This window comes from Flavivirga aquimarina (assembly GCF_030540835.1).
In the GTDB taxonomy this organism is placed as follows: domain Bacteria; phylum Bacteroidota; class Bacteroidia; order Flavobacteriales; family Flavobacteriaceae; genus Flavivirga; species Flavivirga aquimarina.
Genome location: NZ_JAUOEK010000129.1, coordinates 14227 through 28864, shown reverse-complemented (window position 1 = coordinate 28864; position 14638 = coordinate 14227). Strand labels below are relative to the sequence as shown.

At 32.7% G+C, this 14638-nt stretch carries 14 protein-coding genes and 1 riboswitch; of the genes, 13 read left to right on the top strand and 1 reads right to left on the bottom strand.

Going from position 1 to position 14638, the window contains the following annotated elements; all coding sequences use genetic code 11:
* The first annotated feature begins 105 nt into the window (after positions 1–105).
* The 6 genes from Q4Q35_RS12910 (at position 106) to Q4Q35_RS12885 (ending at position 6399) form a co-directional block, all read left to right on the top strand.
* On the top strand, positions 106–1509 hold the full coding sequence (locus Q4Q35_RS12910; RefSeq protein ID WP_303278404.1) for an MATE family efflux transporter: 1404 nt from the start codon (positions 106–108) through the stop codon (positions 1507–1509).
* Between the two features lie 18 nt (positions 1510–1527).
* The gene (locus tag Q4Q35_RS12905; protein ID WP_303278403.1) at positions 1528–1770 is read left to right on the top strand and encodes an acyl carrier protein; all 243 of its coding nucleotides are present in this window, start codon (positions 1528–1530) and stop codon (positions 1768–1770) included.
* Positions 1771–1847: 77 nt separating this feature from the next.
* On the top strand, positions 1848–3224 hold the full coding sequence (locus Q4Q35_RS12900) for an AMP-binding protein (RefSeq protein ID WP_303278402.1): 1377 nt from the start codon (positions 1848–1850) through the stop codon (positions 3222–3224).
* 458 nt (positions 3225–3682) lie between these two features.
* A complete protein-coding gene (locus Q4Q35_RS12895; RefSeq protein WP_303278401.1) occupies positions 3683–5014 on the top strand; it encodes a cytochrome ubiquinol oxidase subunit I in 1332 nt (443 codons plus the stop codon).
* Between the two features lie 3 nt (positions 5015–5017).
* Positions 5018–6091 (top strand): cytochrome d ubiquinol oxidase subunit II, encoded by a 1074-nt coding sequence (gene cydB, locus Q4Q35_RS12890; protein ID WP_303278400.1) that lies wholly within the window; start codon positions 5018–5020, stop codon positions 6089–6091.
* Positions 6092–6102: 11 nt separating this feature from the next.
* Positions 6103–6399: a hypothetical protein gene (locus Q4Q35_RS12885; protein WP_303278397.1), complete on the top strand. Its 297-nt coding sequence runs from the start codon at positions 6103–6105 to the stop codon at positions 6397–6399.
* 203 nt (positions 6400–6602) lie between these two features.
* Here the strand turns inward: Q4Q35_RS12885 and Q4Q35_RS12880 are convergent, their stop codons facing one another.
* Positions 6603–7547 (bottom strand): hypothetical protein, encoded by a 945-nt coding sequence (locus Q4Q35_RS12880; RefSeq protein ID WP_303278396.1) that lies wholly within the window; start codon positions 7545–7547, stop codon positions 6603–6605.
* Between the two features lie 503 nt (positions 7548–8050).
* A riboswitch (TPP riboswitch) is annotated at positions 8051–8144 on the top strand.
* A gap of 123 nt (positions 8145–8267) precedes the next feature.
* Here Q4Q35_RS12880 and thiS point away from each other — a divergent pair.
* Genes thiS through thiH form a run of 7 tightly spaced genes read left to right on the top strand, consistent with a single transcriptional unit; the run spans position 8268 to position 14292 of the window.
* Positions 8268–8471 (top strand): sulfur carrier protein ThiS, encoded by a 204-nt coding sequence (thiS, locus tag Q4Q35_RS12875; protein ID WP_303278395.1) that lies wholly within the window; start codon positions 8268–8270, stop codon positions 8469–8471.
* A 30-nt stretch (positions 8472–8501) separates the two neighbouring features.
* Complete coding sequence (thiC, locus tag Q4Q35_RS12870; protein ID WP_303278394.1) at positions 8502–10361, top strand: phosphomethylpyrimidine synthase ThiC; 1860 nt, start codon at positions 8502–8504, stop codon at positions 10359–10361.
* A 3-nt stretch (positions 10362–10364) separates the two neighbouring features.
* Positions 10365–10955, top strand: coding sequence for a thiamine phosphate synthase (locus Q4Q35_RS12865; protein WP_303278393.1), 591 nt, complete (start codon positions 10365–10367; stop codon positions 10953–10955).
* Positions 10956–11741, top strand: a complete 786-nt coding sequence (locus Q4Q35_RS12860) for a hydroxymethylpyrimidine/phosphomethylpyrimidine kinase (protein WP_303278392.1) — start codon at positions 10956–10958, stop codon at positions 11739–11741.
* A gap of 4 nt (positions 11742–11745) precedes the next feature.
* Positions 11746–12396, top strand: a complete 651-nt coding sequence (gene thiE / locus Q4Q35_RS12855; protein WP_303278391.1) for a thiamine phosphate synthase — start codon at positions 11746–11748, stop codon at positions 12394–12396.
* A 1-nt stretch (position 12397) separates the two neighbouring features.
* The gene (locus tag Q4Q35_RS12850; RefSeq protein WP_303278390.1) at positions 12398–13180 is read left to right on the top strand and encodes a thiazole synthase; all 783 of its coding nucleotides are present in this window, start codon (positions 12398–12400) and stop codon (positions 13178–13180) included.
* An 8-nt stretch (positions 13181–13188) separates the two neighbouring features.
* Positions 13189–14292, top strand: coding sequence for a 2-iminoacetate synthase ThiH (thiH, locus tag Q4Q35_RS12845; RefSeq protein ID WP_303278389.1), 1104 nt, complete (start codon positions 13189–13191; stop codon positions 14290–14292).
* Positions 14293–14638 lie beyond the last annotated feature (346 nt).

The following is a 14638-nucleotide window of genomic DNA, read 5'->3' as shown; positions in this document are numbered from 1 at the left end:
TTATTATTGGGTCAAGGCTGTACAGAGCCATGAATGAATATCGTACAGGAATAACACTTCATTTCGGAGCAAAATCATTTGCGAAATGTGTAAAAAAACAACAAAATGAGTATTATACTACGTTTAAAAAATTATACAAATCTAATAAAAGGTGCATTTCTGGGCAAAGAGAAAAATTTACTAACAGGGAATATTAACCGTGCTATAGTAATACTTGCTATTCCAACAGCTTTAGAAATGTTAATGGAATCGTTATTTGTTTGCTTTAATTTATTTTTTGTAAGCAAATTAGGTACAAATGCCATATATATAGTAGGCATAACAGGGACTATAATTCAATTTGGATTTTCTATTGCCGTAGGGTTAGGTATAGCAGCTACTTCTATCATATCTAGGAGGATAGGAGAAAAGGAAAATAGAAAAGCAGGTTTAGCTACCATGCAAATACTTTATATTGGATTTGTAGCGTCTATTCTCTTAAGTCTTATTGGGGTTGTTTTTTATAAACAAATTTTGCTTCTGGTAGGACTTCCAGAAGAACTCCTCATAGAAGCTAAGTGGTTTACAAGGATTATGTTTATAAGTCTTATTTTTCTTATACTAAGAGTTTCTATAAACGGAATTTTAAGAGGCGCAGGAAATGCGGCCATAGCCATGCGAGCCATATTTATATCCAATATAATAAATATAGTTTTGAGTCCTATTTTAATTTTTGGCTGGGGTTTAATTCCCGAATTTGGTTTATTAGGCTTGGCTCTAGCTGCATTAATAGCTAGAATTTCAGGGTTATTATATCAATGTTGGGCCTTAATTAAAGGAAAAACAGTTATTATTATTGGTAAAAATGAATTAAAACTTTCCATAGATATAATAAAAAAGATATTTAAAATTGGCATGAATGGAACTTTACAATACCTGGTTCCTGCCTCTAGTTGGATATTAATGGCTAAAATTATTTCATATCTTGGAGCTGATGTCTTTGCAGGGTATATTATAGCACAACGCATAACTTATCTAGCAATTATGCCAGCCTGGGGAATAGGAAATGCAGCAGGTATATTAACGGGGCAAAACTTGGGAGCCAACCAATTTGACAGAGCAGAAAAATCTGTATGGAAAGCAGGTTTTTATAATGTGTGTTTTTTATGTTTTCTTACTTTGCTTTTAAACCTTAATGCAGAATCTATGGTACGTTTTTTCTCTAAAGACCCCGAAGTAATTAAAAATGGGATCTTATACCTCAATTATATTCTCATTGCCTATGTATTATTAGGCTACACTATGGTTATTTCCAGAGCTCTTAATGCAGCTGGTGATGTAAAGGCGGTTACTTTATTATATGTAATTATGTTTTATATCATACAAATCCCTTTAGCTTACTTATTAGGTATTAACTTAGATTATGGTTCTAAAGGTATTTTCATAGCAATTCTTATTTCAGAATTAATTTTATCAACCATGTGTATCATCGTTTTTAAAAGAGGTAAATGGAAACATATAAAAATATAAATTCTAAATTTTAAAAAAATGAATACAACCGAACAATTATATAAAGTAATAGCAAAAGCCTTGGATATTTCTACTGAAATTATAACGGATCAACTAGAATATCAAAGCATAGTAGAATGGGACTCTATGAGTCATTTAATACTTGTAGAAGCACTAGAAACAGCATATAACATAGAAATAGAAACAGAAGATATTTTAGAAATGAGTACGGTCGCAAAATTGAAAGACGTTTTGAAAAAAAAGAACATTGAAATGATATAAGAAAAAAAAGAACATTGAAATGATATAAGCTTGTAGATATAGGCTAAAATTAATCAGGTTTAAAAAAATTAAGAATAATGAGACTGTATGATTTAATACAACAAAACAAAAATCTAAGATTCATAGATACAGTATCTGGAAAATCTTCAATGGTTACTGAATTTCATAAATCAATAGCAATAGAAAATTCTCAGGGTTTGGGGTTTGTCTATAGTGATAATCAGATTGATTCAATAGAAGTGTTTTTGAATTTTTTAGAAAGTAATTTTACGATTTCTCTTTTAAATGCCCAATTAAATATTCAATTCAAACAAAGCCTGGAAGATATTTATCAACCTTATTATATTTATGACGCTTCTAGGACAGAGATTAAAGGATATAAAAAATGTTCCGTTTCAGAATCAATTACCTTATTTAAAAGGAAGACAAAACAGGAAAACCCTATTAATAAAGATATCAAACTATTGTTAAGTACATCTGGTACGACTGGGAACCCAAAATTTGTTAAACTATCTGACAATAATTTGGTTAAAAATGCCATGTCTATTTTAGACTATATGCCTATAAAAAGTGATGATGTTGTCCCTCTTAATATTCCCATTACATATGTTTACGGTCTATCTATTTTTACAACAAATTGTATAAAAGCCAATACCATTGTTTGTACAAATAAAGATATTTTACAAAAAGACTTTTGGGAAGATTTTAAAACATATAAATTTTCTACTCTTAGTGGCGTACCATATGCGTACGAAATGCTAAACAGAATTGGTTTCTTTAAAAAAGAACATGAATTTTTACAATACATGACACAAGCTGGAGGAAAACTTAGTAAAAAATTGATCTCAGTAATAATAGCGTATTCAAAAAAACATAAGATCCCTTTTTATACTCAGTACGGACAAACCGAAGCTGCTGGTCGCATCGCTTTTTTACACCCTAATGATCTCTTAAATAGAAAATACTCCATTGGCAAACCTATTAAAGGTGGTCGTTTTGAACTTAAAGAAGATACTAATGAATTGATATATTATGGAGAAAACGTTTTTGGAGGATATGCACAAGGATTAGATGATTTGGCTTCATTTAATACATCGAATAAGCTATTTACTGGTGATATTGCTAAAAAGGATGAGGACGGATATTATTACATAGTGGGAAGAATTAAGCGTATTATCAAATTATTTGGTACTAGAATTAATTTAGATGAAGTTGAATTAATTTTAAAAAATAATTTAGTAGGAGAAACCTTTATTTGTACAGGAATTGAAGACAAATATTTATCTATTGTCCATCTCAACAAAAAATTAACAGACGATTCTATTAAAAAAATTTTAAGAGAAAAGCTTAATCTTCATTCTAGTTCCATAATGATAAAATGTATAGACAAAATTCCTTTAACAGCTAATGGAAAAATCGATTATCAAAAAACTAGAGAACTCACAATCATCTAATGATGCTAAGTCCCTCAGTATTAACTAAAGTCGAAGCCTATTAAAGTTTACAAGTTTTAATGGGTTTCGACTTTGGTTTGTCTTAAGCACTCACCCAATATCATTAAGCACCCGCCTGCCAGACGAGCAGGTAGACGAAAGGTTCAATTTGACATACAAACTTAGTATTCTCATTTTCAATTAAATATATTATCAGTAAACCTAACCTGTGTTAAGATTCTGTTTTTCAATAAGTTAACAACAATCAGTATTAAATAAGTTTAAACTCGTTTAAAAAATATCCTACTTCAAATACTTTCACTTTTCAAGCACTATAAATCTTTGAAATTAGCTATCTTTATAGGGTGAAAAATTATCATAAATTTTAAAGAATTATGTCTCTCTTATATTCTAAAATAGAACCTTTATACAGTACTACTTCTCACAATCAAATCCGTTCATTTAAAAAAAGCATATAGATGGAAGATATGATTTTTTACGATAGATTGCAGTTTGCATTTACTATCACGTTCCACTATATATTTCCGCAATTAACTATGGGCTTGTCATTGATAATAGTCTATTTTAAAGGGAGATATTTAATTAATAAAGTTGAAAAATATAATAACATTGCCAAATTCTTAATGAAGATTTTTGCTATCAATTTTACTATGGGAGTCATTACCGGAATACCTATGGAGTTTCAGTTTGGAACCAATTGGGCCAAGTTTTCGGAACTCACAGGAAGTATTATAGGGCAAACTTTAGCTATGGAAGGTATGTTTTCCTTCTTTCTGGAATCTTCTTTTCTAGCACTCTTTATTTTTGGTGAAAAGCTCATGGGGCAAAAACTACACTTCCTAACCGGGTTTCTTGTCTTTCTGGGCTCTTGGGGAAGTGGTTGGTTTATTCTAGCTACCAATGCCTGGATGCAACATCCCGTAGGCTATGAGATATTGGATAATGGAAAATTTGTTTTAGAAAACTTTTCTGCCCTTTTTAGCAATCCCTGGCTGTTACCTGCCTTTCTGCATAATCAATTTGCTTCGGTAGTAACATCATCATTTGTTGTAGCAAGTATAGGTGCTTTTTATATCTTAAGAAATAAAAATTTAGAATACGGGAAACTGTTATTAAAAGTGGGTGTTGTTTTCGGATTAGTATCGAGTATACTCCTCGCCTTTCCAACGGGCGATTGGAACGCCAAAAATGTAGCAAAATATCAACCAGCATCCTTTGCTGCCATGGAAGGTATTTTTGAAACCGAAGAAGCCGGAGCCGAAATTGTTTTAATCGGTCAACCCAATATGGTGGAGAAAAAATTGGATAACAAAATTGCAGTACCAAACGTATTAAGTTTTTTAACCTATCAAAAATGGGATAAACAAATTCCTGGGATGGATAAATTTGAAAAAGAAGACCTCCCCGATAATATCCCAGCACTTTATTATTCATATCATATCATGGTGGGCTTGGGTACTATTTTTATTGGAGTGATGATGCTAGCCGGGTTCTTTTTATGGCGAAGAAAACTTTTTAATATGCAACCTTTACTTTGGGTTATCATGTTTTTAGTACCATTTCCTTATATCGCTAATATTACAGGGTGGTATGTTGCCGAACTTGGAAGACAACCCTATTTAGTCTACGGTTTATTAAGAACTACAGAAGGCATCTCCCCTACGGTTTCCTCAGGAAATACATTGTTCACATTACTTGGCTTTGTTGCTATTTACCTATTGCTTGGCTTATTGTTTTTAATATTGGTTGGTAAAACGATTCATCAAGGCCCTAACCCCCAAACACATTAAACTATGGAAATATTTTGGTTTATTATTATTGCAATAATTTTAGTCATATTCTTTGTACTGGATGGTTATGATTTCGGAGCGGGCATTATTCATTTATTTTTTGCTAAAACCGAAAAAGACAAAGAAGTAATTACTAAATCTGCCGGGTTATTCTGGGATTCTAACGAAGTATGGCTAGTAGCTGCTGGGGGTATGCTCTTTATGGCTTTTCCAACGTTTTACTCATCGGTTTTTAGTGGTTTTTATCTACCATTAATCATCGTGTTATGGCTTATTATATTCAGAGCGATTGGCTTAGAGTTTAGAGGGCAATTTAATTATCAAATGTGGAAAGATATCTGGGATAAGGCTTTTGGTGTTTCAAGCTTATTATTAGCGTTATTTTTTGGCATAGCCCTGGGTAATATTGTTAGAGGCGTTAATTTAGGTGGTGTCGAAAATGGTGTGTCAATTTACGAAGGACATTACTTTTTCCTGCCCTTATGGAGTTCCAATTTTAGCCCATTGAGTGAGTCACCTGGAGTCATTGACTGGTTTACAATTATTATCGGCATCATTACCATGGTAACTTTAGCTATTCACGGTGCCAATTGGGTGATTCTAAAAACGAATTCCTCTATAAATAATCAACTTAAAACAGTCATTTTCAGATTAAATATAGCTCTAGGCCTTTTAACCATATTCTCTATAATCGTGTGGCAGACTATCAACCCCAATTCTTTGGGTAATTTTACTCAGAAACCTTACTTGATAGTATTTCCTATAATTTATCTTTCAGGTTTAACTGGATTGTTTTTTATTAAAAAGTTTAAAAAAGAGGTTTATGGTTTTATATGTTCCACACTAATAATAATTGGAGGTATTACATCTTCCTTAGCTTCCATATTCCCAGTTATATTACCATCTAATAATTCGATTAATGAATCATTAACTATTTACAATACAGCCGCACCAGAGTATGGATTATCGGTTGCACTTAATTGGGGTATTATTGGTTTTATTCTTCTGGTTGTATATATGATTATTCAGAAAAGACTTATGGGCGGAAAAATCGACCACATGGATTATGGGCATTAATACACAAGGTTATGACGATTACATTAATTCCCTTAATAAGTATTGTATTTGGAATTATAGGCTCTAACCTCTCTGGATATATTTTAAAAAAATATACATTAGGTATAATAGGTAACACCATAGCCGGTGTTTTTGGTAGTGTTTTTTTAATTAAATCTTTTGGGCGATTGGGTTTTGATCCGAAAGCAATAGTTCAATCAGGAAATGTACATATCGGCTTATTAATTTTAAATCTTTTTGTTTCCTTTATAGGCGGTGCCATCGCAGTTGTATTAATCCACAAATTAAAAAAGAACATAAACCACTAAACTAAATCTTTGAATAATTAATAATGGAGTTACTTAAACATTGCATTTCTGGTACAATAAGTATAGATGATAAAGCTTTAGATACGATCACATCATTTTTTGAAATTAAACACATAAAAAAAGGTGAATTTTTTATAGAATCAGGGAAAATATGTTTGATAAACCTTATGAGGTTTTTGGAAACGAGGTATACTATAATGAAATTATTTATTACAGTCCAAATAACTTATTATTCCATAATCCTTTAACACTAAAGGACCATGCAATCTACAAAACCATTTATTATCAATATATAGATCACATAATTCATGGACACTTGTATAAATATTAACAGTATCAAGAGCTACATGAGGCCTTTTGTAAAGGTAAACATCTTCTTCTTTAACATTAGGATGGTTATTCCTTATATTTCTAACCCAAACCGCATTTATATCTTCTAATACATTTATTTTATGACTAGAGGATAGGCTCTTAACCGTAACCGGATCATAAGCATATTGAGCTCTATACGCTGAGACTTCATCAAATAAATCTACTGCAAGAGGTAATTCCTTATTAATTTCATCATCATATTTAGTTTTAGTTTTTTGGGCAAAAGCAATATCCCCTTTTGTAAATTGATAAGCATGAGTCGCTTCATGTACAAAACTAGCGGTATTGTTTTTAAAGTAATTTATTGATATGGCATTGTAAGTTGTGTCATAGGTTATATTAGCCATAGGGTGAATTTTAGAATCTAGGACTTTCAGTTTAAATCTACAAGGAGATAACTCAAGGGTATCTAAATATTTTAAAACTTTTTTTAGTTCATTTAATCTTTTATTCAATTTCTTTAGCTCTATTTCTTTCTTATTTTTTCTTTCTAACTCAAGATTACTTATTTTGCGCATAACATTTTTTCTATGCTTATTAAACTTAGCTTTACTAATACTATCAGTTATAATACCTTCTTTAATAAATAGTTCATAATCAAACTTCTTTGATTTTTCATCTTCAAAATTATTAAAAGCCAATACATTTAAATTCTCCATTACCTTTTCCTTTTCTTTAGTTGTCTTAAAAACAAAAGCTACTCCCAAAATAATGGTTATTACACTAAAAAGAATTAAGGTTTTCGGATTTGAATTTTTATTTTTTTCTGTTTTCATATCTTTCGTTATTTCACAATCAAAATGAACACCTTGAGTGGAATATTAGACTTAATAATTCCATACGATAAATAAACAGCTCTACCAGAAACTGACAACTTTCTATTAGAAAAAGAAAATAAAGTAGACTTGGATAATAATTTTTTCAATCAAATGTATTATGAAATAACAATCTATTAAGATTTCAAAAACATCAATAAAAATGATCGATATCGATCTAGAAATAAAACGTCAATAATTTGATTTTCAGATCAATAACAAATATCAACGATAAAAATTATCTTAAAAGGATTAAAACTTATCTTAGATGGATAAAACTTATATTAAACGGATTAAAACTTATCTCAAAAGGATTTTAGACGAAAAATATATCTGTATCATATTTTTTTGTTTAATAATCTTTAACCAAGGTCTTACTTGTACTAAACCCTATACTTCAATCAAATAATTAATGTTTATTCAAAAAACATAGCTTAAATCCAGAATTTTAAATAAGTTTGTATAATAAACTTTAGGGGTGTTCCTTTTTGGAACTGAGAGAGTCCCTTTGAACCTGATATGGTTAGCACCAACGAAGGAAAAAGTTAAAAATGCATCATTTGTGCATTTACATACTTCTTATTTAAGTACACATTATTTATAATAGCTGTACTTCTATTTCAAAGTATTCTGTCTCGACCATTTTAGTTTTATAGGTAAATCATTAAAAATGCATTATTTATGATTAAAATATCTGTAAACGAGACAGAATTAGAAGTTGAAGAAACCACCACCATTTCTAAACTACTTACTAAAATCAAATCGCCCTCAGAAGGCATCGCATTTGCTATTAACAATAACATTATAGCGAAAGAGCTATGGGATTCACATAGCTTCAACTCAAATGATCATGTTTTAATTATTCAAGCAACACAGGGAGGTTAATGCTATTCCAGTACTAAAAATATTTATGAAATGAAAACAAAAGACACAGCTCCAAAAGAAGGAAAAATTTCAAGAAATCCGTTTCCTAATTCAAAAAAAATCTATGTGCAAGGTGACATCTACCCTCACATACAAGTAGCCATGAGAGAAATATCTCTTAGTGATACTAAAGATTCAATGACTGGGAGATTAATACCAAACGAATCGGTAACTGTATACGATACTTCGGGACCATATACAGATCCAAATAAGGACATTGATATTCACAAAGGCATTGATCCTATTCGTAAACAATGGATTTTAGACCGTAATAACGTGGAGGAATTAGATCAATTTACATCTAAATATAGTAACGAACGTTTAAACGATGCATCATTAGATCACATGCGTTTTTCATTACTCAAAAAGCCATTGCGTGCTAAAGAAGGTGAAAATGTAACCCAATTACATTACGCTAAACAAGGTATCATTACACCAGAAATGGAATACATTGCCATTCGTGAAAATCAGCGCATTGACGAAATGACAGAAATTAGCAAACAGCATAAAGGAGAACATTTTGGTGCCTCTATTCCTGCTAAGATCACTGCTGAATTTGTACGTTCGGAAGTAGCCAGAGGTCGTGCAGTCATTCCATCAAACATTAATCATCCAGAAGCAGAACCCATGATTTTAGGAAGAAACTTCCTTGTAAAAATCAATGCCAATATTGGTAACTCAGCAGTAACATCTTCGATTGAAGAAGAAGTTGAAAAAGCCGTTTGGGCTTGTAGATGGGGTGCAGATAACATCATGGATTTATCTACAGGAGAAAATATTCACGAAACAAGAGAATGGATTATTAGAAACTCCCCAGTACCAGTAGGAACCGTTCCAATTTATCAGGCTTTAGAAAAAGTAAATGGCGTTGCAGAAGATCTAACCTGGGAAATTTTTAGAGATACGTTAATCGAGCAAGCCGAACAAGGTGTTGACTATTTCACAATTCATGCAGGTGTGTTATTAAGGTATGTGCCTATGACAGCTAAACGTGTTACAGGAATTGTATCTCGTGGTGGATCTATCATGGCTAAATGGTGTCTGGCACACCACAAAGAAAACTTCCTTTACACCCATTTCGAAGATATTTGCGGCATTCTAAAACAATATGATGTTGCCTTTTCATTAGGAGATGGATTACGCCCGGGATCTATTGCAGATGCAAACGATGAAGCACAATTTGCTGAATTGGAAACCTTAGGAGAACTAACTAAAATTGCACGCCAACAAGAAGTGCAATGCTTCATAGAAGGTCCGGGACATGTACCCATGCACATGATTAAAGAAAACATGGAAAAACAAATCGAGGTTTGTGATGAAGCACCTTTCTATACATTAGGACCTTTAACAACAGATATTGCTCCAGGCTACGATCATATTACCTCTGGAATTGGTGCAGCCATGATTGGCTGGTATGGATGCGCCATGCTCTGTTATGTAACCCCAAAAGAACATCTGGGATTACCAAACAAAGAAGATGTACGCACAGGGGTTGTTACTTACAAATTAGCAGCACATGCTGCCGATTTAGCAAAAGGACATCCGGGAGCACAACACAGGGACAATGCATTAAGTAAAGCTAGATTTGAATTCCGATGGGAAGACCAGTTTAATTTAGGACTCGACCCAGAATTAGCAAGAGAATATCATGATGAAACTTTACCTGCCGATGGTGCCAAAATAGCCCATTTCTGTTCTATGTGTGGGCCTAAATTTTGTTCTATGAAAATCTCTCAGGAAGTACGCAACTTTGCAGCAGAAAATGATATTGTAGATAATGAAGTCGTACAAAAAGGCATGGAAGAAAAGTCGAAAGAATTCAAAGAAAAAGGAAGCGAAGTATATTTATAAACCATGATTGTACTAATTGCTCCCGAACAAGATATTCGCAATGAAATTGCAATTCTAAATCAGCTTTTCGAAGCTGGTTTAGAATACTATCATTTAAGAAAACCAGAAAAAAATTATCAAGAACATTGTGACTATTTAAACCAAATAGATGTTAAATACCACAATCGCATTGTAGTGCATTATTTTCATGAGTTAATTAATACATACGATCTAAAAGGTATACATTTTCAAGAACAAAAAAGAATAGATAACATAGATAATCCCGGACAGTATTTTAAAGGGTTAAATATGTATGGAAAAACTATTAGTAGTTCGTTTCATGAACCCGATGTTTTGGCTAACTGTGAATTTGAATTTGACTATCATTTACTAAGTCCTGTTTTCTCTTCAATCTCAAAAACAGGCTACGAAGGCAGAGGTTTTGATGTAAACCATATCGACAAACGCATTATTGGAATGGGCGGTGTAACGACAGATAATTTGACCGAGTTTGACACATTAGGTTTTAATGGTGTAGGGGTTTTAGGAGGTGTTTGGAATAGTAATAAACCCATAGACGTTTTTAAAAAGATAAAGAATCATTTTGAGCGATAAATGAACAATAGAACATACATACTAACTATTGCCGGCCATGATCCTTCTGGAGGAGCTGGGCTAACATCAGATATCAAAACATTTGAAGCACATGGACTATATGGCTTGTCTGTTTGTACAGCCATCACCGTTCAAAACGATATCGATTTTAAACAATGCATCTGGACAAAAGCCGATGTAATTATTGCTCAAATTGAAACACTTTTTAAACGCTTTATTATAAACACTGTAAAAATTGGAATTGTAGAATCCTGGGAGGTATTACATCGTATTTTAAATACATTGCATGCATTGAATCCCGATATCAAAATTGTTTTAGACCCAATCATTAAAACAAGTACAGGTTTCGATTTTCACGAAACCGAAAGCCAAAATTTATTAGACGAGATATGGAAACAATGCTTTATTGTAACACCAAACTATGATGAAATACAAAGTCTATATCCTCAACTAAATATTGAAAATACCATTGAACATATATCATCTTTAACCAATATATACTTAAAAGGTGGGCATCGAACCGACAAAAAAGGTTGGGACGCATTATATCACAATACAATCGTTAAGGTAAACATACCTCCAAACACCGATAAAGTTTATGAAAAACATGGAAGCGGTTGCGTACTATCTGCTTCTCTGGCGAGTAATTTCGCTTTGAATATTGAATTAGAAGATGCCGCGAAAAATGCTAAACAGTACACAGAACAATTTTTGAATTCTGATAAAGGATTATTAGGAAAGCACAAATACAATACTGTTGACCAAACTCAAACAATTAATAGTTAAAATTATGATTCCGAAGTTACATTATATATCACAAGGAAATACAGGAAAAGAACACCTTGAAAACATCAGAAAAGCATGTACGTCGGGAACTGAATTAGTCCAATTACGCTTAAAGAACTTATCCGAAAAAAAGATCTTAAAAATTGCCGAGGAAGCCAGAGAAATTACAGCACATTACCAAACACGCCTAATCATAAACGATTATTATAAAATTGCAAAAAAAGTAAAAGCAGATGGGATCCATTTAGGAAAAAATGACACCTGCCCTACTATAGCAAAGAAACATTTGGAAACCTGGCAAATTATTGGAGGTACCGCTAACACACTTGAAGACTGTAAAACATTAATCGAAAAAAAAGTAAACTATATAGGTTTAGGGCCTTTTCGTTTTACAACCACCAAAGATAATTTAAGTCCGATTTTAGGAACAAACGGTTACCTCGCTATTCTTGAAGCATTACAAACAGAAACACCAATTATTGCTATTGGAGGCATTACCATAGAAGATATTCCAGACATCTTAAAAACAGGCGTTTATGGTATCGCTGTTTCGGGAGAGATCACCAAAAACTTTAATAAAATCAGTCAATTTAATAAACTGTTAAACAGTGCTTCACAGCAAGAACAGGTTTGGAATCCCAATCAAAATATATAACATGACAACAGATACACTTAAAATAGCCGACAAAACTTTTAAATCCAGATTATTTACAGGAACAGGGAAATTTAGTAGCGCCAATAAAATGAGAGAAGCCATCATAGCCTCAGAAAGTGAATTGGTTACTGTCGCTTTGAAACGTGTCGATTTAGAAAATGAATCAGACGATATGCTTGTTCATTTAAACGGGAATCAAATTAATTTACTTCCAAATACATCTGGAGTAAGAACAGCCAAAGAAGCTGTATTTGCTGCCGAATTGGCCAGAGAAGCACTTCAAACCAATTGGATAAAACTGGAAATACATCCAGATCCTAAATACTTACTCCCCGACCCTATTGAAACCTTAAAAGCTGCTGAAACATTGGTAAAACTCGGATTCGTCGTGATGCCTTACATTCATGCCGATCCTGTTTTATGTAAACGTTTGGAAGATGTTGGTGTACAATGCGTAATGCCTTTAGGCGCTCCTATAGGAAGTAATAAAGGCATTAAAACCCTTGAGTTTTTAGAAATCATTATCGAACAAAGCAACGTACCTGTAATAGTAGATGCGGGTATTGGCGCTCCGTCTCATGCGGCATTTGCAATGGAATTAGGTGCCGATGCCGTTTTAGTAAATACAGCCATTGCTGTATCCCAAAACCCAGTAGACATGGGCATTGCTTTTAAAATGGCTGTTGAAGCTGGTAGAATAGCATATAACGCAAAACTAGCACCTATTAAAAACCAAGCAGAAGCAAGCAGTCCACTCACCTCTTTTCTAAACGATTTAAATTAGTACAAACCATGTCTTTTAAAAATACATTTGAAAAATACGATTGGGATACCTTAGAAAAAGAGATTTACGAAGTGACCAGTCAAGATGTTGAAAAGGTATTTCTCAAAGAGAAAATTGATTTAGAAGACTTTAAAAAACTAATTTCTCCAGCAGCGACACCATTTATAGAACAAATGGCACAACGAAGTAATACCATTACAAAAAAACGTTTTGGGAATACCATCCAAATGTATATCCCCATGTATCTATCCAACGAATGCCAAAATATTTGTACCTATTGTGGGTTTAGTATGGATAATGGTATTAGAAGAAAAACCTTAAGTGATACCGAAATATTAAAAGAAGTCGAGCATATTAAAAAACTGGGATATAATCATATTCTTTTAGTAACAGGAGAAGCTAACAAAACTGTTGGCGTATCCTACTTAAAACATGCTATTGACTTAATCCGGTCTCAATTCTCAAATATCAGTATCGAAGTACAACCTTTAGACCAAGAGGAATATGAAACCTTAATTAGTGCTGGACTATATGCCGTTTTAGTATATCAAGAAACATATCATAAAGCCACCTATAAAACCCATCACCCAAAAGGTAGAAAGTCGAATTTCGATTACCGTTTAGACACACCGGATCGATTAGGTAAAGCAGGAATTCATAAAATTGGTCTAGGAGCTCTTTTCGGTCTAGAAGATTGGCGGGTAGATAGCTTTTATACAGCTTTACATTTAAAATATTTACAAAAAACATATTGGAAAACGAAATACTCCATCTCTTTCCCAAGGTTAAGACCACATCAAGGAGGTTTAGACCCAAAAGTAGAAATGACCGATACCGATTTGGTACAATTAATTTGCGCTTATAGATTATTAGATGAAGATGTAGAACTCTCACTATCTACCCGAGAAAGTGAAACCTTTAGAAATCATGGCATACACTTAGGTATTACATCCATTAGTGCCGAATCTAAAACAAATCCGGGAGGTTATAGTGTGGAACCAGAATCGCTTGAGCAATTTGAAATTTCAGATAATCGTACTACCAAACAAATTAAACAAATGATTCAATCTCAAGGTTATGAAGTGGTTTGGAAAGATTGGTTTAGTATATAACAAAAATTAATAATAACATATAAAAGACAGACACTTATTGCACTTATAGACCTCACTACCAATAAGATAAAAACTCAAGTCTGATTCGTATTTATGTGAAACAAAAAGGTATCATTCTATTCGTGTAAATTGTTAAAATCCCAAAAAACATATAGTTCATCCCTGTTTAAGCTTAAACCAAAACTTTTTTTTTACTAAACAGTTTTTGTTTGTATTCTTTGTTCATAATCGGACATTAATTAATGCGAATCTTGTTTAACAGTTCAAGACGTCAGTTAGTGAAATTCTGGAAGAATTTAGCACTTCGACTTACTTCAGATCCGCTCAGCACAGGGCGCTTAGTGGA